Raw genomic sequence first — 21,577 nt, forward strand, 5'->3', positions numbered from 1 at the left:
GCCCGTCGGTCTCGATCGTGCAACAGGACACAGCCGTCGAGCCGTCAGTCGGTCCGCCTCCGGTGCCTCGAGACGACGACGATGGTGCCGGTGGCCGTCGCCGCGGCGACGGCAGCGAGGCCGGCCCAGCCAGGCAAGGGCAGCAGCGCCGAGAACACCGGACCGACCAGCGGTGCGGCGGCGAACGCCCCGGTGACGATCGCGGTCAGGAAGACGACCGCCGCGACGGCCCCGAGGACGCTGGGCGGTCGACGCCGCAAGCACCAGTCGGGCAGGCCGGCGAGGGCTCCGGCAGCGAGACCGAAGACGAACGCGACGGCGACCCCGACGACGAGCACCGGGACCATCATGACGAGGAAGGGCGCCCCGGTGAGCGACTGCTCGACGATCATGCCCACGATCGTCCAGCCGACCGGCACGGCGACGACGGCGATGGTGCCCGCCCACGCCGTCGTCAGCGGCAGGACGGACAGGGGCGTCCGGCGCGGGGCAGCGTCCTCGCTGCTCGTCTGGTCCTCCGGCACGACCGCAACCCTAGGGGGCATCGCTGGACGGGGCCGATCCGCGGGACAGGGTCGAGGGCTCAGTCGCCGTCCCACCACCGCAGCACTCGCGTGCCCACGAGCGTGAGCCAGCGGGACGGCTCGCCGGCCGGCACGTCCACCTCGAACCACTGCCGGCCCGGCGGGCGGACGCCCTGGAGCCACCGTCCGTCAGCACCACGGGCAGCGCGGACCACCTCGATCGCCTCGGCGGCGCGGGGGTCCGGCGCCGCCTCGTCCCGGAGCGCCGCGGCCCGGAGGTGGTCGGTCGCGCGGAGCACGCTGTACTTCCAGCGGAACGGGTACGCGAACTCCGTGGCCCAGGGGCCGACGGGCGCGCCGTCGGACTTCCGGTGGAGCAGTCGTCGGTCGAGCAGGTAGTCGGCGCCTCGGTGGCGGGCGTCCCGGAGCTCGGCCGCGCGGGGATGCCGTCCGTCGGTCAGGACCTCGTGCTGCAGGAGCCCCTCGAGCACGTTGAGGGTCGAGTGGAACGACGAGACCGTGGAGCCCTCGACCCACTCGCAGTTCCACCCGCCGTCGGGCTGCTGGTGTTCGAGCACCCAATCGGCGATGCCGTCGACGTCGGCGCCGAGCCACGCACCGTTCGCGAGGGTGAAGGCGTTGATGCAGCAGTCGACCTCGCCGCCCCAGTACGGCAGGTCGTCGTACTCCCATCGGCTGTTCGCGTCGAGTCGTGCGGCGGTGTCGCCGAGGACCGCGGCGTCCAGGCCCCACTCGCGCAGGGCATTGAGCGACCAGGTCGTCGCGGTGTACGGCTGCCCGGGTCCTTCGGGCTCGGGTTCGGCGGGGAAGTACGCGCCGCCTGCCCACTGTCCGTCGGGGTCCTGGTGGGCGAGGAGTGCGGCGCCGAGGCCCTCGGTCGCGACCCGGGCACGCGTGGCCTGCCAGGTCGGTGCCGGCGCGCCGACGATGTCCCGTTCCACCTGCCACCGCAGGGCCGGGTCCGAGTCGAGGAGCCAGTCGACCACCGTGTCGTCCATGGCGCGGACACTACGCCGACCACGGCGGGCGGGCGCCCGCCCGCGGCCGGGTCCGCACAACGGGAGTCGATCGGAGCCGTGCGTTCCCGTGGTTCGCGCGCACTTCGGTTGTGCGCCACCGCGCCGAACCGCGCCAGCGCCGCGCGCCAGGCCCGCCGCGCCCGCGCCGCCGCGCGTCAGCCGACGAAGCGGTACGACGCCCCGTCGTCCGTCCGCACGAGCACGCCGAGGTCCACCGCGTCCCGCCGCACGATCGCGACGTCCTCGGCGAACATGGCGATCGCGGCGTTGAGCACCGACTCGGGGACCGGCCTGCCCGTGCCGAGCCGCTCGAACACGAGCTCGACGATGCGCACGGACAGCGGGTGGCGCTGGTCGTCCGGCACCGGCATCCGGGCGATCCGGTCGAACTCGAGCAGCGCCGCCGGCCCCTGCAGCCGCTGCAGCTCCTGCGCCGTCCGCCCGAGGAGCGGTGTGTCGGGTCCGTCGTCGCCGACCCAGTCGAAGGCCGCGACGGCAGCACTCGTCCGGTCGTCGAGCGCTGCGCCGCCGACGATCGCGGACCGGAGCGACGGGCTCGCCAGCACCGCGACGGCCTGGCGAGCCCGTGCGACCGACTCGCGGAGGGGCATCAGAAGTACGTGATGCCGTGCGGCGTCCGCGGCGGGGTCAGCATCGCCCGCAGGAGTGCCGGCGCCGCCGGGTCCGCCGCGCGGAGGAGCCCGGCCGCCGCGAGCGTCGTCGGCGACACCGACCCGATGAGCAACGCACCGAGGTCCGCGACGTCGAGCTGGAGGTCGGACCCGGCCGCGTCGGCGTCGTCGGCGGTCTTCGTCACGGTGCCCCGCGCCTCCTGGACGTCCAGCCGGTACGTGCCGGAGGCGAACCCGAGCGCGTCCGTCACGGCGAGCGTCAGCGAACCGTCGACGGCGTACGGACGCGATGCGAGCACGCGCTCGACGTCGAGGACGCGCAGCCAGACGTGGTCCTCCTCGTGGTCGACGTCGTAAGCGCGGTTGTCGCCGAGCGCGGCGACGATCGGGTCGTCGAGCCGCGACCGGTTGTACCTGACGACGTCGTTGAGGTCGATCGAGAGCAGGAACTCCCAGAGCGACAGGTAGGCGTCGTCGGTGGCGTAGACCAGGTCGACGACCTCGAGCGTGGTGTCGCCGTCGCGGCTCTCCTTGACGCGCCAGGTCACGTAGCCGTCGAGCTCGTCGGAGCCGTCCGGGCGGTGCACGGCTGCGCGGACGTCCTTCGCCTTCTCACCGTCGCCGTTGCGCAGCCCGAACACGACGGGCCAGGTGCCGGCGTTGCGCACCATGGAGCCCGGCGTCCGCGCGTTGAACCGGTCGAAGACGGCACGGCCGGGGCCGCCGGCGAGCCACTCGGGCGTGACGACGCTGACGACACCGGTGGTCGGTGCGAGGAGCGGGAGCGCACGCTCGCGGCGGACCCGGACGGCCCGCTCGCGGATCGCGCTGCCGAAGCCGAAGCGGCGGTAGATGGTGCCCTCGGACGCGGTCAGCGAGGCCACGGCGTAGCCCTCGGCGACACCGCGCGCGAGGGCGTGCGTCATCATCGCGCGGAGGATCCCGCGGCGACGCTCGGTCGGTCGGACGGTCACGGCCGAGATCGCCTGGGTGTCGATCGACGAACCGTCGCCCCAGCTCAGCTCCTTGCCGAACCAGGCGAAGGTGCCGGCCGGCCAGGTCTCGTCGACGGAGCCCGGTGCGGGTCGGCGGACGTACGCGCCGAGCCAGGTCTCGTCGTCCTCGATGAAGTGCGCGACCATGCGCGCGGCCGCCTCGTCGCCGGGGTGCGGTTCGTGGAACCCGAGTCCGACGGCCTGCATCCAGGCCTCGGTCTCGGCGTTCGGTGCCCCCTGCTCGTCCGTCCCGGGCGCGAAGGCGCGCAGCTCGTAGCGGTCGTCGAATGCCTCGTTGCTCACGTTCCCGACCCTATCGGGGTCCGGTGACGGAACGACAGGCGCGACGAGCGGGCCAGGATGCGTGGGTCGGCCCCGCCAGATCGACGACACGGAGCGTATGCGCATGTAAAATACGAAATATGAACGCACATGCGACCGACTGGGCAACCGGGCGGCAGCGATCGCTCGACGACGTCGCCGGACTCTGCCGCGGAGCGGATCGCGGTGCGGCCCGAGCGCTCGAACTCCTCATCCGCGAACCCCTCACCCCCGTGCACGAGATGCTCGCCGACCACGGTGTCGGCCTCCCGGCCGTGCGCGAGGCGTACCGCATCGCCCGAGAGGACCCACGGTTCGCCGCCGTCGTCCGCTCCCCGTTCTACGAGCACAAGCTCGCCTACTCCTTCGCGACGACGATGCTCACGCAGTGGCGTGACGACGGCGACGAGCTGCTGCGCCTCCTCCGTGGCGGCGACGGCGCCTCGCGGACCGTCGAGATCCACCCGACGAAGGACTCCTGTGGCTACAAGTGCGCCATGTGCCTCTGGTCCGACCGTCGCACGGACGCACTCCTGCCCCTCCGCCCCAAGACCGACCTCATGTCGACGGCGGACTGGCTGGCCACGCTCGACGAGCTCGTGGCCGAGGGGGTTCGGTCGGTCGTCGTCTCCGGCGGAGGCGAGCCGCTCCTCAACCCCGAGATCGGGACGATCCTCGACCACTGCCACGAGGTCGGTCTCCGCTACGACATCTACACGACGGGGTTCCAGCTCCGGTCGATGTCGGACCGGACCCTCGCGGCGATCGGTCGGGCGAGGAACCTCCGGCTGAGCATCCACTCGCCGTTCGAGGACGTCTACTCGACTATCACCGGTCTCCCCGAGCACACCCGTCCGCTCCGGCGCGTGCTGGACGGTGTGCAGCGGCTTCGGGAAGCGGGTGCCACGTGTGCGATCGGTGCCGGGTTCGTCATCCTCCCGGACAACGTGGGGCTCGTGTCGGACATGGTCGCGTTCGCCCGCGCCGAGCAGTTCGACTCCCTGCAGTTCCGCGCCGAGTCGGTGGATGCCACCGAGGCGCTCGGGGCCGAGGCTGTCGCGCTCCTCCGGACGCAGCTCCGCGACGTCCAGCTCGCCGCCCTGGCCGAGGACGGACCGGCGATCGACATCTCGGACGACCTCACCCGCCTCGCGAACGGCCAGCCCATGGGCCGCGCCCGGCTCATCACCGGTAACTGCTGGGCCAAGGCGTTCCGGCCGACCATCGATCCTGCCGGGTACATCGCTCCGTGCGACCTCAAGGCCGAGCCGCGGTTCCGGGTCGAGGACATGTTCCTCGGGCGGATCGACCCGGTGGACCGCGACGCGTTCCGGCGCGCGGCGGGACGGCACGTGCCGGACGACTGCGAGCAGTGCATGCCGTCGTCGCGTGCCGGCAACCTCATCTGGACGAAGCTCGCTGCCGACCTCGGAGCGGGCGTGCTGCCGGCGGACCAGCCCTTCGCCTGACCCGGTGCGTCGCGCGTCGGCTCACCTCGCGGCGCGGCGGGACGCCGATCGGGGCGGGTTCTTCCGGAGGTGCTCGCTGATCCGGCCGAGGATCCGGTCGAGCTCCGCGGCGTCCTCGTCCGTGATCGGTGCGAACAGCAGCCCGTGCACCGTGCCGATGTGCCCGGGGAACACCGCCGCGAGGACGGCTCTCCCGTCGTCGGTCAGCGACACCACGGTGCTGCGCTCGTCGTCCGGAGAGGGGCCGCGCGTGACGAGTCCGCGCTGCTCGAGCAACTGCGCCTGGTAGGTCAGCCCACTGCGGCTGTAGACCACCCCGTCGGCGAGGTCCGTCATCCGCAGGTGCCCGTCGGGGGAGTCCCCGAGTCGTGCCAGCAGCTGGAACTGCACGTACGACAGCCCGCCCACGTCCTTGAGCTGCTGCTCGACCGAGGGGCGCAGGAGCGCACTGACCTCGGTGAACGACAGGTAGGCGCGCAGCTGCGTCGGCGTCAGGGACGAGGGGGTTTCGGACATGATCCGATCCTACCTGTTGCTTCGAGTTCGAAGCAGTGTTACAGTTCCATCAATCGCTTCGAATTCGAAGCAAATGACGGAGGAGTCATCATGAAGGCAGTGCAGTTCCACGAGGTCGGCGGTCCCGAGGTCCTCACCTACGGCGACGTCGACCAGCCCACCCCCGGCCCGGGCGAGGTCCTCGTCCGGGTCACGGCATCGGCGTACAACGCGGCGGACAACGGCATGCGCGCCGGCTTCCTGCCCATCCCGGTCGCCCTGCCCCACGTCCCCGGGTACGACGTCTCCGGAACGGTCGCGTCCCTCGGGGACGACGTCACGGACCTGGCGGTCGGCGACGCGGTGATCGGCTTCCTGCCGATGGAACGCGACGGCGGAGCGGCCGAGTACGTCGTCGCTCCGGCGGACGCGCTCGTCGCCGCCCCGACGAGCATCCCGCTGGCGGACGCGGCTGCGCTGCCGTCGGTGGCGCTCACGGCGTGGCAGGCGCTCTTCGACGACGGTCGGCTCGAGGCCGGGCAGCGCGTGCTCGTCGTCGGCGCGGGCGGTGTGGTCGGGAAGTACGCGATCCAGCTCGCGAAGCGCGCCGGTGTCGAGGTCATCGCCACGGCCAGCCCGCGCAGCGCCGACGCCGTCCGGGTCGCCGGTGCCGACCAGGTCGTCGACCACACCACGACCGACGTGCTGCAGGCGGTCGACGGGCAGGTCGACGTCCTGCTCAACCTCGCCCCGATCGAGCCCGAGCAGTTCGCCTCGTTCGTGGCCGCGGTCCGCGACGGGGGTGCGGTCGTGAGCACGACGGCGTTCATGGCGACCCCGGGGGACGAGTCCCGCGGGGTCCGAGCGGCGACGGTGTTCGTGCTGCGGAACCGCGAACGGCTGGCCGAGCTCGTCCGGCTCGTCGACGCCGGGGAGCTCACGGTCGAGGTGACGCGGCGCATCCCGCTGACCGAGCTGCAGGCGCTGCACACCGAGGGCGCCGCCGGACGGATCGCCGGCAAGGTCGTCGTCCTCGTCTGAGCGACCAGCGACCCGGTGGGGGGATCGTGACCCACCACCGGGCCGGGCGCGTCAGGGGGAGCCGCGCCGCGCCTCCTGGGCCACCACCTCGTCGAGGTCCGCCAGCTTCCGCATCTGCTGGAGCGGACGCGCCATCCGGTTGTTGTCCCGCAGGGCGGGCTCCGTCCGCGCGAGGAAGGCCCAGTAGCCGGCGGTGAAGGGGCAGGCGTCCTCGCCGAGCCGCTTCGTCGGGTCGTAGCGGCACCCGCCGCAGTGGTCCGACATCCGGTCGATGTACCGACCACCGGACGCGTACGGCTTCGTCGCGACCATCCCGCCGTCGGCGTGCTGGGACATCCCGATGATGTTCGCGGGCATCACCCAGTCGGTCCCGTCGACGAACACGTCCGTGAACCACTCGGTGAGGTGCACGGGGTCGTACCCGCGCTGCAGCGCCCAGTTGCCCAGCACCATGAGCCGCTGGATGTGGTGCAGCCAGCCGTGGTCGTGCAGGCCCTCGATCGCGGTGCGGAGGCAGGCGGCCTCGACCCGGGACGCGTCGAGCTCCCGCCACCACCGGGGGAGCCGCTCGTGCGCTCCGAGGGCGTTCTCCGACGCGCCGTAGTCGTCGCCGAACCACCAGTAGAGGTGCCAGACGTAGTCGCGCCACCCGGCGACCTGCCGGACGAACCCCTCGACGCTCGCGAGCGGGGCGTCGTCGTCGCGGTGGGCCACGAGTGCCGCCTCGATCGCGTCGCGCGGGTCGAGGACACCGAGGTTCATCGGGACGCTGAGCAACGAGTGCGCCATCGTCCAGTCGTTCGTGAGCGTGGCGTCCTCGAACGGGCCGAAGTCGTTCAGCCGGGTGCGCACGAAATCGTCGAGTGCGTGACGGGCTTCGTCGGGCGTGACCGCGAAGCGCCGACGGTCGTCCGCACCGACGAAGCGGGCGATGCCGTCCCGCTCCCAGCGGTCCAGGTCGCGCCGGACCTCCTCGTCGACCTCGTCCTCCTCGGGCCACCATGGCTCCGGGAGTCCGAGCGTGGTCGCACCCTTCGGCGGCGACTCCCGGTTCTGCTCGTCGAGGCTGAACTTCCCGCCGACGGGCGCGTCCGAGCGCATCAGCCAGCCCTCGCGACGGCGGACCCGCTCGTAGAACGTCTCCATCCGGAAGCGACCGGTGCCCTGCGCGGCCCACTCGGCGAACTCGTCCTCGTCGGTCACGAAGCCGCGGCTCGGCAGCACCTCGGTGCCCCTGCCCCAGTGCCGCACCTGTGCGCGGAGCGTCCGCGACGGCGGGTCGACGACCTCGAGGTCGTCCCGGCCGACCAGCGCCTGCCGGAGCGTGTCGACCTGCACGTGCTCGACGCGGTCGCCCTCGCCCCGGTCGCGGAGGTCGCGGACCAGGTGCCGAAGCGCACTCAGCCACAGGTGCGCCTTCGCACGGTGCACGGGACGCTCGGTGAAGAACTCGCGGGCCTCGACCACGAGGAGCGGGCCGCCGTCGTCGAAGTCCGGGCCGTACTGTCCCGGCAGGATGAGGCGCCGGCGCCGCTCGGAGCGTCGGTCGGCCGGGGCGGTGCGCGCGTCCGTCATGCGGCGGACGGTACGCGAGCACGCGGGTGCGGGCCCGGCACGTCCCCCGACTCCACGGCGGTTCCGCGGGCGCGCCCTCCTGTGTAGGGTGGCGGACATGCAGTGCCGCTGAACCCGCTTCCGACTCCCTCCAGTGCCCCGTCGGGGCCGTCGAAAGGTTCAGCATGCCCGCATCCACCCTGCCCCTCGCCGGCAAGACCGCCCTCGTCACCGGTGTCTCACGACGCCGCGGCATCGGGTTCGCCGTCGCGTCGAAGCTCGCGTCCCTCGGCGCGAGTATCGTCGTGCACCACCACCGCCCGCACGACCTCGACCTGCCGTGGGGCGGCGACGACCTCGACGCCGTCCGCGACGGACTGCGCGCACACCTCACCGAGGGCGCCCGGTTCGCGGACGTCCCCGGCGACCTGTCCGATCCCTCCGTGATCCCGGAGCTGATCGACACCGCGACGGCACTCACCGGCCGCCTCGACGTCCTCGTGTGCAACCACGCCAAGAGCGGGGACGACGGCAGCATCCTCGACATGACGCCGGAGCGGCTCACTGCCTTCTGGGAGGTCAACACCCGCGCGACGATGCTGCTGACCGCCGAGTTCGCCCGGCGCCGCGCACCACGGACGGACGAGCCACGACGGCCGGGGGACCGGATCGTGGGGACCGGCCCGTACGCCGAGGCAGAGGGACACGTGTTCTGGATGACCTCGGGGCAGATCCACGGGGCGATGATCGGCGAGGTCGCGTACGCCGCGAGCAAGGCCGCGCTCGCCGGGGTGACCGCCACGGTCGCGAAGGAGCTGCTCGAGCTCGGCATCGTGCTGAACACCGTCAACCCCGGGCCGGTGAACACGGGCTACATGGACCCGGAGACCACGGACCGGTCGCTCGACGGCCTCGACGAGTACCTGGCGAGCACGCCGTTCGGTCGCGTCGGGACGCCGCAGGACCCGGCCGAGCTCATCGGGTGGCTCGCGACGTCCTCGGGCAGTTGGGTCGTCGGGCAGGTCCTCACGTCGGACGGCGGCTTCAGTCTGTGACGTGGCCACGGTCCTGACCCGGCCACGGTCCTGACGTGGCCACGGTTGGACGGGAGGCGCGGTGCGGGCCGGCACCGCGCCTCCCGTCCGACGGCGGGTCCTGTCCACCGCGACGGGTCGCTGTCCACCGCGACGGGTCGCGTCCACCGCGACAGCGCGGGCGGACGCGTGGTGACGCCGCGTGGTCGCGCCGTGGTCAGTCGGTCGCGCCGCGCGGGGGATCGACCAGCAGCCCGACGCGGTCCGTCAGGTACGCCTCGAGCGGGACGGCAGCGCCCGCGGTGGGGGACCAGCGGACGAACGGGCCGCCGTCGTCGACGAAGAGCACGCTGTCCGAGCCGACGAGTGACCCGTCGACCGGGATCGGCGTCGCGCCGTGGTTCACGGTGTCCCCGGGCTCGAAGTGCCCCTTCTGCGCCGCTGCCCGGTAGGCCCGACGGACCTCGGCGGAGACGGACACGAACTGCGACCGCCCGGGTTCGGTGACGCGCGTGATCCGTCCGGTCGCCCAGACCCGGCCGTCGGTCTCGGGGGAGGACCCGAGCAGCAGCGCGCCGACCCGCCACACCCGGCCGAGCGATCGGATGGTGGGCTCGCGCCGGATGCCGAGCACGGCCTTCGGCTCGACGTACTCGCCGAGGGCCTCGTCCGGGACGTCGGCGTCGCGGAGCCGTCGCGCCGCGTCGTCGAGCAGCGCCCTCGCCCGTTCCACGCCGTCCGTCACGTCACCCGAGCGTAGCCCGGTGGGCGCCGTGACCGCGTGGCCCCCGCCCGTCGGCATCGCCCGCGGCGCGTCGGCGGCGCACGGCCGACACTGTGCCGATCGTGACCATCACCGCGCCGTACGCCAGCAGGACCCCGGCGATCGCGGGCACGAGCCACGAGCGCGACCCGTTGACGAGCTGGTTCACCAGGCCGATGTCCGGCAGGCTGTACCAGACGACCCCGCGCACCTGGGCGGCCGTCACCGGCGCGGGATCGGCGAGCGCGTTGTTGTCGCCCTTGAGCGTGAACGTCCGGGACCCGTCCGACGACGACGCGACCGAGACGACCCGGTGGCTGATGACCGCCGGCTGCCCGGAGGTGATCTGGTAGGTCACGACGTCGCCGATGCGGATGTCCTCGACGGGCGTCGGCCGGACGACGAGGAGCGTGCCCGGCGGCAGCGTCGGGTCCATCGACTGCGTGAGCACGGTGAGCGGCGTGGACCCGGTCGCCTTCGGCACGACGATGAGCACGACGGCGAGCCCGGCGACGATGACGAGCAGCCCCGTGCTCAGCCCGAGCGCGAGGGCGTGGACGACCGCACGCCAGCCGGTGCGCGGCGAGCGCCGGGCGCGCCGGGCAGCGTCGTCGGTGGCCGCGCTCATGCGCCGCACCGGACGGCTGCCCCGTCGTTCTGGGTGAAGAGGGTGATCTGCCCGGTCCCGACCACGGTGCTCGTGGGGTTGCCCGCGCTGTCGAGGATCTTCACGGTGATCAGCACCGGGCCGCTCGTGGCGACGCTCGCGGGGATCTGGCTCGGCGCGATGGTGAAGCGGCCGTAGTAGTCCTGTTGCTTCGGGGCGACCATCGTGGACGCGTCGCGCCCGGCGTAGGCGCCGTACCAGGTGTCCTTCGGACGGGACGAGGTGGCCCAGGCGACCTCGACGTAGTTGCCGCTGTGGTCCGTGCACGTGAGGGCGGGTGTGGCGGCGGAGGTGTTCAGGTAGAAGCCGCCGGACACGACGCCCGAGCTCCACGTGCCGGCCGTCACCGTGAGGTTCACGTTCACGTTCGCGGTGCTCGACGCCGGCGCGGACGAGGACGGCGTGCTGCGGGTGCACCAGACGGCGCTCGCCCCGGCGGCGAGCTTCGTGGTCAGGCTCGGCAGCGACGCCCAGGTGCCGGAGACGGAGCCGGTGCCGACCGAGGTCGACGCCGTGCAGGCCGCGGTCCCGGTCACGGGCCACGCGACGACGCTCACGGCCTGCGCGAGGGCGGTCGAGCTGCCGGACACGACGGAGACGGTGGTGGTGGCGGTGCCGGCGAGCGACCCCGCGTTGGTCAGGGTGAGCGGCTTCGTCGTGCTCGTCACGCTCGAGGAGAACGTGGTCGTCATGTCGCTCGTGCCGGTGAGGGACGCCCCGGTCTTCCCGATGGTCACGCTCGAGGCCGTCGTGCCGGTCGCGCTCCAGAGCGCCCACGCGGCGGACGACCCGCCGACGACGAACGCCAGCGCGAGCAGCCCGGCGAGCACGGTGCGGAGTCGGCGGCTCATGCGCTGACCTGCGTCCCGGTCACGGTCAGGGTGAAGTCGGTGACGGCCCCGGCGACGGTCTGCGGTGCGTCGGCGTCGAGGTCCATCTCGACGCACCCGACCGCGCTCGCGCCGGCCGCGAGGGTGAACGAGCCGCTGCCGGTGTCGAAGGCAGCGAGCCGTCCGCTCGCGCCGGACAGGCCGGTGCGGCAGTCGGCGGTGCTGCCGACCACCGCGAGGCGCAGGCTCAGCTCACCGAGCACCGCAGCCGGGGTCGCGTTCGTGGCGTAGGCGACGTTCGTCGAGGTGGTGGCGACCCGCATGGTGAGCGGGATCGAGCCGGTGTTGCGGACCGTGAACGTGCCGGTGACGCCGCCACCAGGCCCGAGGACGGACGTGTTCATCGCGGAGAGCGGGCCGGTGGTGATGGTGGCGGTCGCGGACCGCACGGTCGAGGCCGAGGTGCTGGCGGTGCCGTTCCAGAGCGCGTAGGTGCCGCCCGTGCCGAGCAGCGCCGTCACGACCGCGACGACCAGGGCGAGGGCAGTGGGCCAGATCCACCGGTGACGACGCGGCGCCGCGTGGCGTCCGCTCGTCCTCGGTGTGCTGGTCATGTCCGTCCCCTGGTCGTCGTGGTGGTGTGCACCGCCGTCCGGCGGTGCGGGTGGGCCAGGAGGCGCGCGGTCGCGATCGGCGGATCAGGGACCCATCGAGACCACGGGCTCCACGGCCCGGGTTGCTTCCGCGGGTCAGGAACCGATCGCGGTCTGGGTCAGCGTGAACGCGAGCGCGCCGACGTTGAGCGTGCCGCCCTGGCCCGTGGTGGCCGACGACGGCAGGGTGATCGTGAAGACGACCTTGACGGTCGAGGTCGCGGCGGAGGGGGAGACCACGAAGGTGTTCGCGTTCGCGGTCGACTGCACGACCGAGGCGCTCGACGAGGTCACCGCGAGGGTCTTCGTCGTCGCGGCGAGCAGGGCGCTGTCACCGGTGATGCTCTGGCTGGCGTAGGTGAGGTTCGCCTTGAGGTCCTGGCCGGTCGCACCGATCGTCAGGGTCTGCGTGAACTGGTACGAGTTGCCCGGCACCATGAGGGCGCTCGCCGGGTTGATCGTCGCGGAGCGGCCGTTCGTGATGTCCGTCCAGACGCCGTCGTTGTTCGCGCTGAGGGTCAGCGATCCCGAGCTCACCGAGGAGGCCGCCGTGCTGGCGCTGGCGTTCCACAGGGCGAAGGTGCCCGCGCCGCCGAGGAGGAGGGCGACACCGGCGGCGCCGGCGATGGCACCGGTCACGATCTTGTGCATGAGGGGTCCGTTCTGCGCGTTCGGGCGCGCTGCGACCATCGGCAGTGCCGACGGGACGATGTCATCGACCCGTGGTTCGTGCGGGTCGCGGCTGACCTGTGCCGGAGAGCTGTCGCCGGGCTCCGCGACGTGACACGTCTCGGGCGGGCTGGACTCGCTCTGGTGTCGACGCTACCGGTCCCCCAAAGTGCGGACAAGTGGGAGCATGCGTCTGAATGGACCCAGTACAGGGGTCATTTTCGTCCCCGAGAGTGCCGACACGGTTTGTACCCCGATCGGTCTCGGTCGTGCAAGGAATGCCGACCGCCCCCGTACCGTTGCACCGTCCGGAAACGAGGAGGGCCCATGGGCATCGTGCGGTGGCTGTTCGACGCGCAGCTCGTCATCGGCGACCAGACCGTGCTCTGGCGCGAGGTGATCGGCAACGTGTTCGGCCTGCTCAGCGCCCTCGGTGGGATGCGCCGCAAGGTGTGGGCCTGGCCGGTCGGCATCGTCGGCAACGCCCTGCTCTTCACGGTCTTCATGGGAGCGCTCTTCGACACCCCCAACCCGGTGAACCTGCTCGGTCAGGCCGGACGCCAGGTGATGTTCATCATCGTGAGCGTCTACGGCTGGTACCGCTGGACGCACCGTCCCGACGACGCGACGACCGTGATCGAGCCGCGCTGGGCCTCCTGGAAGGCTCGTGGACTGATGGTCCTCGTCATGGTGGGCGGCACCGCCGTCCTGACCCCGGTGTTCCGCGCCCTCGGCTCGTACGAGCCGGTGTGGAGCGACGCCTGGATCTTCGTCGGCTCGCTGCTCGCGACCTACGGCATGGCCAAGGGCTGGGTGGAGTTCTGGCTGATCTGGGTCGCGGTCGACCTCGTCGGTGTGCCGCTGCTGTTCTCGGCCGGGTACTACGCCTCCGGGCTCATGTACGTGTTCTACGGCGTCTTCACCCTGACCGGGTTCTTCGTCTGGATGCGCCAGCGCACGAAGCCCTCGGCGGCCCCGGTCACGGTCGGCTGACCGAGGCCCCCGCTCTGGGACGAGACAAACCCTCGGGAACAGTGTGTGATGGTCGGATGGCACACCACCACGACGCGGCCTTCGAGGACGAACAGTCCCTGGCCGAACGGATCGTCCGCGCCGCGATCCGCGCCTACCGACTGCACCCGTTCGACAGCGTCGACGCCGAGGTGGTCGCCGAGGTCGCCGGTATCGAGGTGACCACGGTGGAGCGGCTCTTCCCGACGTGGGACGCGCTGCTGCTCGTGACCTACGACCGGTGGACGCAGCTGCGCGGGACGCGTCGGAGGAACCCGCCGACGTGCACGATCGAGCACGTCCGGATGACCCTCGCCGAGGACGTCGCCGACCCCGGCCTCGTGCGGGTGCTCGCCGGTGCCATCACGATCGCGGCGGCCGACACCGGCTTCGCCGAGCTCTTCCGCAAGCGCTTCGAGGAGTACGCCGAGCAGCTCTCGTCCGGGCTCGAGCGCGACGTCGAGTCCGGGTCCGAGCGCCTGGCGATCCCCGCGTACCAGGCCGCGACGCAACTGCTCGCGGTGTACGAGGGGCTGCAGATCCAGATGCTCGTGCGCCCGCACATCGACGTGCTCGTGGAGTTCGACCGTGCCGTCCGCACCCTCCGTCAGGGGTGGCGCGAACGCGAGGTGCGGGCGTGGGACCTCGACGAGGTCGTCCTCACCAGCTAGCCGGTCGGGCCGGTCAGGCCCGCGACCGACGCCGCCACGACACGATCTGCCGGAGCGTCACCTTCGAGCCGTACTGCGCGACGGAGTGCCGGAACAGGTACTCGGCGAACCACAGCAGCACGGCCGCGACCACGAACACCTCGACGATGCAGACCACCGACTCGGTGACGGTGAGCGACCCGACCGCGTTCCGGACCATCGCGGTGATCGGTGTGAACGTCGGGAAGTACGTGAAGAACGACGCCACCGGCGAGGTCGGCGTCGTCATCACGAAGAACGCCGCGTAGAGCGGGATGATGAGCGAGAAGATCGCCACCGACTGCAGCGCCGAGGCGTCCTTGATCGAGGGCACGGCAGCCCCGACCGCGACGAACAGCGCCGACGCCAGCAGGACCCCGCCGACGAGGAGCAGCGCGCCGACCACCATGCGCCAGGGGTCGATGGTCAGCCCGCCCAGTCGTGACGCAACGAGGGGGAGCGCGGCGAGCAGCCCGATCAGCCCCGGGACGACGAACACCCCGACCTGGACGAACCCGACGAGCAGCATCGCGATGACCTTGCCGCGGATGAGGTCGCCGGCCGTGACGGTCGTGAGGATCATCTCGGAGATGCGGTTCTCCTTCTCCTCGACCACCACCGTGACCATGCGGGTGGCGAGCAGGATGACGAGCCCGAAGAACGCGGCGACGTAGAGGAACGGCGGCACGATCGACAACCAGCCCGGCGCCACCCGGCCGTCCGCGTAGGTCGTCAGGTCGGTGTCCGGCGGGTTCCGGAGGAGTTCGACGGACTCCGGGTCGTCGACGGTCGCGGCGACGCTCTGCTCGAGGACCCGCTCCGCCAGCGAGGAGTACCCGCCGTTCCCGAAGAGTCCGCGGTCGGCCGCCTCGACCCGGATCGGCGACGTCGACGGCGACTCGGGGAAGGTGATGAACGCGTCGAGGGTCCCGGAGCGCACCGCGGCCCGGTCGGCGGCGGGGTCGGTCGACGGCGACCCGCCCCACTTCGCGGCGACGCTCTCGGACACCAGCCCGGAGTCGTCCACGTACCGGAAGGGCGTCTTCGTCGCGGACGAGCTGGACACCACCGAGTCGGTCCCGGCGGACTGCCCGACCCCGACGAGGAGCGACACCACGACGATGACGACCGGCAGCGCCAGCGTGCCGATCCAGAACGCGGGCTTCTTCACCGCACGCACGAACTCGAACCGGATGACGGTCCCGAGGCGGCTCACGCGGCGGCTCCGGCCCGTGCGGTGTCGGCAGCCGCGTCGGCTCCGGCGTCGTGGCCGTACACCTGGACGAAGATCTCGTCGAGCGGGATGCGCCGCATCTCGAACCCGGTGACGTGCACGCCGGCCGAGACGAGCGACGCGAGGATGTCCGACCCGTCGGCCGCGGCCGCGGGCATCGGCACGAGGTAGGCGACGTGCCCCTCGTGCCGGGCGAGGCGGTACAGCGGCGACGGCGGCACCGGCCCGTCGAGGCCGACCCGGGCGACCGCGCCCCCGAAGGCGTCCTGCACGTCCGGGATGGTGCCGTACGCGGCCGCGGTGCCGTCCTTCAGGAGCAGGATGCGGTCGCAGAGCCGCTCGACCTCGTCCATGTGGTGGGTGACGAGGACGACCGTGGCACCGTCGGCCTTCCGCTCGTCGACGAGGTCGAGCAGCAGCCGACGGTTGACCGGGTCGAGGCCCTTCGTCGGCTCGTCGAGGATGAGCAGGCGGGGCCGGTCCATGATCGTGATGCCGAGCTGGACCTTCTGCTGCTGCCCGCCGGAGAGCTTGTCCACCCGGAGCTTCGCCCGGTCCGCCAGGCCGACGCGGGCGAGGTAGTCCATGCTCCACGCCGTCGCCTCGGGCCCGCGCAGGCCGCGGAGCCGCCCGAAGTACGTCATCACGTCGATGACCGACTCCTTGCGGTACAGGCCGCGTTCCTCGGGCAGGTAGCCGATCCCGCCGGTGGCCGGTCGGTAGGGCTGCCCGTCGATCGTGAGGGTGCCGGCGGTCGGGGTGGTGATGCCGAGCAGCGCACGGATGGTCGTGGTCTTGCCCGAGCCGTTGCTGCCGAGCAGGCCGAAGGTCTCGCCGGGGGCGATGTCGAACGACAGCCCGTCGACCACGTTCCGGTCCCCGAACCGCATCACGAAGTCCTGCACGCTGATGGTCGCCCCGCTCATGCCGCGACCCTACCGGCACCGCCTGACGGCGCTCGGGCGTGACCGCCTGACGGACTGGAGGCGCGGTGCCTGCCCGCACCGCGCCTCCAGTCCGTCACCTGGTCGCGTCAGGAACGCAACCAGGCCGTCCCCACACCCGACAGTGCGCCGTCTGCCACCGGCGCGGAGGCGAGCAGCAGCTCGCCCGCAGGGAGGTCGTACGGCTCGTCGCCGAACACCGTCACGCTCGTCCAGCCGTTCGGCCGGCGGAACGCGAGCACGTCGTCGCGGCCGGTCTCGAGCCACTCGAGGTGTTCCTCGGACTGCAGCTGGCCGCGCAGGCCGAGCGCCTTCCGGTACAGGTTCAGCGTCGAGTCGGGGTCGGCGTCCTCGGCCTCGACCGACACATCGGCGAACCACGCCGGCTGCGGCAGGTGCGCACCGCCGTCGCCGAACCCGAAGCTCCTGCCGTTCCGGGTCCAGGGGAGCGGCACGCGGCAGCCGTCACGGCCGACGTCGACGCCCGGGTTCCGGAAGAACGCCGGGTCCTGGCGGTCGGCTTCGGGGATGTCGCCGACCTCCTGCAGGCCGAGCTCCTCGCCCTGGTAGAGGTAGGCCGAGCCGGGCAGCGCGAGTTCGAGCAGCGTCGCCGCGGTGGCACGGCGCAGTCCGAGCGAGCGGTCGAGCGCGTCCTGCGAGCCGCCGGCGAGCAGCCAGGCGCTGCCCTGCTTCTCCTCGGCGCCGTTGCGTGCCGGCAGGGCGTAGCGGGTGGCGTGCCGGACGACGTCGTGGTTCGAGAAGACCCACGTGGTCGACGAGCCGGACTCCTCGGCGAGCCCGAGGTTGAACTCGATGATGCTCCGGAACTGCCCGGCGTCGAAGTCGGCCTCGAGCAGGTCGAAGTTGAACGCCTGCCCGAGCCCCTCGGCGCTGGCGTACCGGGCGCGGCGGTCGGCGGCGACCCACGCCTCGGCGACGGCCGTGCGTGCGGGCGTGTACTCGTCGAAGACCTTCCGCCACTCGGCGTAGATCTCGTGGACGTCGTCGCGGTCCCAGAGGATGTGCGAGCCGTCCTTCGGCGACGCGAGGACCTCGGCCCACGTCGGGAGCGGGCCCGACGGCAGGTCCTTCGCCAGGCCGTGCGCGACGTCGATGCGGAACCCGTCCACACCGCGGTCGGACCAGAAGCGGAGGGTGTGCAGGAAGTCGTCTCGGACCTCGCGGTTCGCCCAGTTGAGGTCGGGCTGTTCCTTGGCGAAGTTGTGCAGGTACCACTGGCCGTCGCCGACCGCGGTCCAGGCCGGGCCGCCGAAGATCGACACCCAGTCGGCGGGGGCGCCCTCGCCGGACGGCCCGGTGCCGTCGCGGAACACGTAGCGGTCGCGTGCCGGGCTGCCCTTCGGGGACGCCAGGGCCTCGCGGAACCACTCGTGCCGGTCGCTCGTGTGGTTCGGGACGACGTCGACGATCACGCGGATCCCGGCACCGTGCAGCGCCGCGACCATCTCGTCGAAGTCCTCGAGCGTGCCGAGGCGCGGGTCGACGTCACGGTAGTCGTCCACGTCGTAGCCGCCGTCGGCGAGGGCGGACGGGTAGAACGGGCTGAGCCAGACGGCCTCGATCCCGAGGGACGCCAGGTACGGCACCTTCGCGGTGACACCGGGCAGGTCGCCGATGCCGTCGCCGTTCGCGTCGGCGAAGGACCGCGGGTAGATCTGGTAGACGCTGGCCTGGCGCCACCAGGTGCTGCTCCCGTCCTCGGTCGCGGGTGCGGCGGCGGTCTCGACGACGTCGGTCATGGTGGGGGTCCTCTCGGTTGCGGAGTCGGTGGTCGTCACTTGATCGCGCCCTGCGTGACCCCGGCCATCACCCAGCGCTGCGTGAACAGGTAGACGATGATCGCCGGCGCCATCGCCATCAGGTACGAGGCGAACGACACGTTGTAGTTGTTGCTGAACTGCGTCTGGAACATCTGCTGCAGCACCGGCAGGGTCTGCAGCGCCGGGTTCGAGGTGATCAGCGACGGCATCACGAAGTCGTTCCAGGACGCGAGGAACGCGAAGATGCCGACGGTGGCGCTCATCGGTGCCAGCAGCGGGAACACGAGTCGCCAGAACACCTGCGCCGTGCTCGCACCGTCGATGCGGGCACTCTCCTCCAGTTCGGCCGGGATCGACCGCAGGAACGCGGTGAAGAGCAGCACGCTGAACGACAGCTGGAACATGACGTGCAGGATCGCGACGCCGAACGGGTTGTCGAGGTGCGCCAGGCCGGTGAGCTTCACCTGCGACAGCGCGAGCACCGGGAACGGCAGGAACATCGCGGCGAGCAGGTAGAAGAACGACCAGCGGAACAGCCGGCGGTCCCAGTTCCGGGCGATCGCGTACGCCGTGAACGACGCGAGCAGGATCGTGCCGACGACGGTGATCGCGGCGACGAGCACCGAGACGCCGAACGCGCGCGGGAAGTCCGTCAGCTGCCAGGCCTGCACGAAGCCGTCGACGCTGAACGGAGCCGGGAGGGAGAACGCGTTGCCGTCGACCGCCTGGCTCGTCGTCTTGAACGCCATCGTGATAGTCACGTACAGCGGGACGAGGACGGACAGGGTGCAGAGGACGAGGACGACCGTGACCGGCCAGTTGAAGCGCTCGCCACGACGGCCGGCGTTCCGATCGGCGTCGACGGAGCGGATGGTGCCGGTCGCGGTGGTCCCCGGCTGGAGGGGTGCCTGGATGGTCATCAGAGCGCTGCCTTCCCGCGGGTCGCCCGCAGCTGGATCACGGCGATGACGACCGCGATGACGAAGAAGATCGTGGCGTTCGCCATCTGGTAGGCGTAGTCGCCGCCGTTGAAGCCCTTGAAGATCGACATCGCGACGCTGGTGGTCGAGGTGCCGGGGCCGCCGTCGGTGAGGCCGACGATGATGTCGTACGAGTTCAGGAAGTTCTTGAACCCGATCACGAGGTTGATGAGGATGTAGCCCGCCGTGAGCGGTGCCGTGATCGACACGAGCTGCCGCCAGGCGCTCGCGCCGTCGAGCGCCGACGCCTCGTACACCTCGGCCGGGATCGAGAGCACGCCGGCGATGTAAATGAGCAGTGTCGACGGGATCGCCTGCCACGCGGTCACGACCACGATCGCGATCCACGCCAGGTCCGGGTTCGCGAGGATGCTCTGCTCGAGCGGCGCGAAGCCGAGCGTGGTCGCGAGCGCCGGCAGGCTGTTCGCGAACAGGAACGAGAACACGTAGGCGATGACGATGCCCGAGATCACCATCGGCAGCACGAACACGGCGCGGAGGGTGATCTTGCCGCGGACCTTCGAGGTCAGGGCGATCGCGAGCAGGAACGCGACCGCGTTCACGACGAGGACCGTGACGAGGGAGAACCCGATCGTGAACAGGTACGCCTGCAGGATCGCCGGGTCGCTGAACACGGCGACGTAGTTCGTCAGGCCGATGAACCGGAAGTCACCGAAGCCGACGGAGTCGGTGAAGCTCAGCACGATGCCCATCACGGCGGGGAGCGTGATCGCCAGGGTGAAGAGCAGGAGGGTGGGGATCAGGAAGACCAGGAAGAGCGGGTCGGTCCGGCTGCGCTTCGTGCGCAGTCCGGCTCCGCCCCGTCGTCCGGACTGGAGGCGCGGTGCGGCTCCGCCCCGTCGGCGGCTGCCCGCCGTCGTGACGGATTCTGTGGTCGTGGTGGCCAAGGTCGTCTCCTTACGCGGCCGTACGGAGCGCGAGACGCGCCCAGTCGCCGTCGAGGGTGCGGAGTTGGGGAGCGGGGGCACCGCCGAAGGCGATGGACTGCAGGTAGTTCGCCACCGGGATCTCGGCGGGGATGAGCTGCGAGGCGCCCAGGGAGAACTTCGCCTGGTCGTAGGAGTCCTGCATGCCGCGGAGCGCGGGGTTCGATGCGGGTGGCGAGTCCTTCCGGACGCCGAAACCGTTGTTGTCGGCGTTGTACTTGTCGTTCACGGCGGGGCTCATCAGGAACGACAGGAACTCGCGCGCCGCCTCCTTCTTGCGGGACGCCTCCGGGATCCACAGGCCGAGGTCGACGTTCACCCGCACCTTGTTGTCGGCGGCGTCGTCGGTCGCCGGGAACGGGAACGTGCCGAGGTCGATGTCCTTGTTCGACTTCGCGATCTCACCGAGCGCCCACGGCCCTTGCAGGTACATCGCGGCCTTCCCCTGCGCGAACGCGAGGTTGCCGTCGCCGTACCCGCGGCTCGCCGCGCCCTTCTGGTGCCACTGCAGGAGGTCCACCATGCGGTCGACGGGGGCGGCGAAGTCCTTCTCGAACGAGACGCTCGAGCTCGTGCCCACCTTCGTGCCCTCGCGGTCGAGTGCCGCGAACGTCTGCTGCAGGTCGAGCATCCCGCCCACCGAGTAGTCGAACATGCCCTGGGCGATCGTCCAGTTGTCCTTGTACGTGCCGTACATCGGCGTGATGCCGGCCTTGGTGAGTCGTTCGCAGACGTCGCGGAACTCGCTCCACGTGGTCGGCACGTCGATGCCCTGGTCGGCGAAGATCTGCTTGTTGTAGATCACCGACGCTGCGGTCACCGAGTACGGCAGCACGCTCGTCCGACCCGGGTAGTCCGCGGTCTGCTTCATGAGCGGCCACAGGTCGGGGTTGATCGTGTCCCTCTCCGGCAGGTCCGACAGGTCGGAGAGGGCGCCGTGCTCGACGAACGAGACCATCGCGTAGTTGTAGTTCAGGCAGCCGAGGTCCGGCGGTCGGTTCCGGACGAAGTTGGCGGACATGTTGGACGTCGAGTCGCGGATGACGCGGATCCTCGACTGGCTGTCGTGGAACTTCGCGATGACCTCGTCGAAGTAGCCGATGACCTCGGGCTTCGACACGTAGAACGTGATCGTCTCGGGGCGGCTGCTCGAGGAACCGAGCGGGGCACACCCGGCGAGGGCCAGGCCCGCTCCGATGCCGCCCGCCCCGAGCAGGAACCCGCGGCGGCTGAGCGCGGCGGCGTTCCTGGTGGTGGCGTGTGTCTGCACGTCGTCTCCGTCCGTCCGGACCCGGCGTCCCTGC

General features: G+C 71.5%; 22 protein-coding genes. 5 read left to right on the plus strand and 17 right to left on the minus strand.

Annotation, left to right across the window (positions count from 1 at the left end):
• Positions 1 to 44: 44 nt before the first annotated feature.
• The 4 genes from ACIPEP_RS03480 to ACIPEP_RS03495 all read right to left on the minus strand — a co-directional run bounded on the left by ACIPEP_RS03480 (position 45) and on the right by ACIPEP_RS03495 (position 3,494).
• Complete coding sequence (locus ACIPEP_RS03480; RefSeq protein ID WP_402716511.1) at positions 45 to 524, minus strand: hypothetical protein; 480 nt, start codon at positions 522 to 524, stop codon at positions 45 to 47.
• Positions 525 to 583: 59 nt separating this feature from the next.
• Positions 584 to 1,543 carry a prenyltransferase/squalene oxidase repeat-containing protein gene (locus ACIPEP_RS03485; RefSeq protein ID WP_402716512.1) on the minus strand — a complete coding sequence of 320 codons (960 nt, stop codon included), beginning with the start codon at positions 1,541 to 1,543 and terminating at the stop codon, positions 584 to 586.
• Positions 1,544 to 1,719: 176 nt separating this feature from the next.
• The gene (locus tag ACIPEP_RS03490; RefSeq protein WP_402716513.1) at positions 1,720 to 2,175 is read right to left on the minus strand and encodes a DUF2087 domain-containing protein; all 456 of its coding nucleotides are present in this window, start codon (positions 2,173 to 2,175) and stop codon (positions 1,720 to 1,722) included.
• Positions 2,175 to 3,494, minus strand: a complete 1,320-nt coding sequence (locus ACIPEP_RS03495; protein ID WP_402716514.1) for a GNAT family N-acetyltransferase — start codon at positions 3,492 to 3,494, stop codon at positions 2,175 to 2,177. The genes ACIPEP_RS03490 and ACIPEP_RS03495 overlap by 1 nt, the downstream gene beginning before the upstream one ends.
• A gap of 119 nt (positions 3,495 to 3,613) precedes the next feature.
• Here ACIPEP_RS03495 and ACIPEP_RS03500 point away from each other — a divergent pair, with 119 nt between their 5' ends.
• Positions 3,614 to 4,981 (plus strand): radical SAM protein, encoded by a 1,368-nt coding sequence (locus tag ACIPEP_RS03500; protein WP_402716515.1) that lies wholly within the window; start codon positions 3,614 to 3,616, stop codon positions 4,979 to 4,981.
• Between the two features lie 21 nt (positions 4,982 to 5,002).
• Here ACIPEP_RS03500 and ACIPEP_RS03505 read toward each other — a convergent pair whose 3' ends face one another.
• Positions 5,003 to 5,497 carry a MarR family winged helix-turn-helix transcriptional regulator gene (locus tag ACIPEP_RS03505; protein ID WP_071302739.1) on the minus strand — a complete coding sequence of 165 codons (495 nt, stop codon included), beginning with the start codon at positions 5,495 to 5,497 and terminating at the stop codon, positions 5,003 to 5,005.
• Between the two features lie 90 nt (positions 5,498 to 5,587).
• Here ACIPEP_RS03505 and ACIPEP_RS03510 point away from each other — a divergent pair, with 90 nt between their 5' ends.
• Complete coding sequence (locus ACIPEP_RS03510; RefSeq protein ID WP_229086866.1) at positions 5,588 to 6,517, plus strand: NADP-dependent oxidoreductase; 930 nt, start codon at positions 5,588 to 5,590, stop codon at positions 6,515 to 6,517.
• 51 nt (positions 6,518 to 6,568) lie between these two features.
• On the opposite strand, the gene ACIPEP_RS03515 is transcribed toward ACIPEP_RS03510, so the two are convergent.
• A complete protein-coding gene (locus ACIPEP_RS03515) occupies positions 6,569 to 8,092 on the minus strand; it encodes a cryptochrome/photolyase family protein (RefSeq protein WP_402716516.1) in 1,524 nt (507 codons plus the stop codon).
• A 164-nt stretch (positions 8,093 to 8,256) separates the two neighbouring features.
• Here ACIPEP_RS03515 and ACIPEP_RS03520 point away from each other — a divergent pair, with 164 nt between their 5' ends.
• Entirely contained in the window at positions 8,257 to 9,126 is an 870-nt protein-coding gene (locus ACIPEP_RS03520) for an SDR family oxidoreductase (protein WP_402716517.1), read from the plus strand.
• A 196-nt stretch (positions 9,127 to 9,322) separates the two neighbouring features.
• Here ACIPEP_RS03520 and ACIPEP_RS03525 read toward each other — a convergent pair whose 3' ends face one another.
• The 5 genes from ACIPEP_RS03525 to ACIPEP_RS03545 all read right to left on the minus strand — a co-directional run bounded on the left by ACIPEP_RS03525 (position 9,323) and on the right by ACIPEP_RS03545 (position 12,669).
• Positions 9,323 to 9,850, minus strand: coding sequence for a hypothetical protein (locus ACIPEP_RS03525; RefSeq protein ID WP_402716518.1), 528 nt, complete (start codon positions 9,848 to 9,850; stop codon positions 9,323 to 9,325).
• 1 nt (position 9,851) lies between these two features.
• Complete coding sequence (locus tag ACIPEP_RS03530) at positions 9,852 to 10,496, minus strand: signal peptidase I (protein WP_402716519.1); 645 nt, start codon at positions 10,494 to 10,496, stop codon at positions 9,852 to 9,854.
• Positions 10,493 to 11,386 carry a hypothetical protein gene (locus ACIPEP_RS03535; protein WP_071295597.1) on the minus strand — a complete coding sequence of 298 codons (894 nt, stop codon included), beginning with the start codon at positions 11,384 to 11,386 and terminating at the stop codon, positions 10,493 to 10,495. Before ACIPEP_RS03535 ends, ACIPEP_RS03530 begins: the two co-directional genes overlap by 4 nt.
• A complete protein-coding gene (locus ACIPEP_RS03540; RefSeq protein WP_092386151.1) occupies positions 11,383 to 11,979 on the minus strand; it encodes a TasA family protein in 597 nt (198 codons plus the stop codon). Before ACIPEP_RS03540 ends, ACIPEP_RS03535 begins: the two co-directional genes overlap by 4 nt.
• 135 nt (positions 11,980 to 12,114) lie before the next feature.
• Positions 12,115 to 12,669 carry an alternate-type signal peptide domain-containing protein gene (locus ACIPEP_RS03545; RefSeq protein ID WP_070419449.1) on the minus strand — a complete coding sequence of 185 codons (555 nt, stop codon included), beginning with the start codon at positions 12,667 to 12,669 and terminating at the stop codon, positions 12,115 to 12,117.
• A gap of 345 nt (positions 12,670 to 13,014) precedes the next feature.
• On the opposite strand from ACIPEP_RS03545, the gene pnuC reads away from it, so the two are divergent.
• Together pnuC and ACIPEP_RS03555 are read left to right on the plus strand one after the other, a co-directional pair.
• Positions 13,015 to 13,680: a nicotinamide riboside transporter PnuC gene (gene pnuC, locus ACIPEP_RS03550; protein WP_070418223.1), complete on the plus strand. Its 666-nt coding sequence runs from the start codon at positions 13,015 to 13,017 to the stop codon at positions 13,678 to 13,680.
• Positions 13,681 to 13,736: 56 nt separating this feature from the next.
• Positions 13,737 to 14,369, plus strand: coding sequence for a TetR/AcrR family transcriptional regulator (locus ACIPEP_RS03555; protein WP_070418224.1), 633 nt, complete (start codon positions 13,737 to 13,739; stop codon positions 14,367 to 14,369).
• Positions 14,370 to 14,382: 13 nt separating this feature from the next.
• Here the strand turns inward: ACIPEP_RS03555 and ACIPEP_RS03560 are convergent, their stop codons facing one another.
• From ACIPEP_RS03560 to ACIPEP_RS03585, 6 genes are all read right to left on the minus strand, one after another.
• On the minus strand, positions 14,383 to 15,603 hold the full coding sequence (locus ACIPEP_RS03560; protein WP_070418225.1) for an ABC transporter permease: 1,221 nt from the start codon (positions 15,601 to 15,603) through the stop codon (positions 14,383 to 14,385).
• Positions 15,600 to 16,547, minus strand: a complete 948-nt coding sequence (locus ACIPEP_RS03565; protein WP_070418226.1) for an ABC transporter ATP-binding protein — start codon at positions 16,545 to 16,547, stop codon at positions 15,600 to 15,602. Before ACIPEP_RS03565 ends, ACIPEP_RS03560 begins: the two co-directional genes overlap by 4 nt.
• 107 nt (positions 16,548 to 16,654) lie before the next feature.
• Positions 16,655 to 18,325, minus strand: a complete 1,671-nt coding sequence (locus ACIPEP_RS03570) for a glycoside hydrolase family 13 protein (RefSeq protein WP_402716520.1) — start codon at positions 18,323 to 18,325, stop codon at positions 16,655 to 16,657.
• Between the two features lie 35 nt (positions 18,326 to 18,360).
• Complete coding sequence (locus ACIPEP_RS03575) at positions 18,361 to 19,266, minus strand: carbohydrate ABC transporter permease (protein ID WP_402716521.1); 906 nt, start codon at positions 19,264 to 19,266, stop codon at positions 18,361 to 18,363.
• A complete protein-coding gene (locus tag ACIPEP_RS03580; RefSeq protein ID WP_071295602.1) occupies positions 19,266 to 20,234 on the minus strand; it encodes a carbohydrate ABC transporter permease in 969 nt (322 codons plus the stop codon). The genes ACIPEP_RS03575 and ACIPEP_RS03580 overlap by 1 nt, the downstream gene beginning before the upstream one ends.
• Positions 20,235 to 20,244: 10 nt before the next feature.
• Complete coding sequence (locus tag ACIPEP_RS03585) at positions 20,245 to 21,543, minus strand: ABC transporter substrate-binding protein (protein ID WP_070419450.1); 1,299 nt, start codon at positions 21,541 to 21,543, stop codon at positions 20,245 to 20,247.
• Positions 21,544 to 21,577: the final 34 nt, after the last annotated feature.

Source organism: Curtobacterium sp. NPDC087082, from assembly GCF_044745045.1.
GTDB lineage: Bacteria > Actinomycetota > Actinomycetes > Actinomycetales > Microbacteriaceae > Curtobacterium.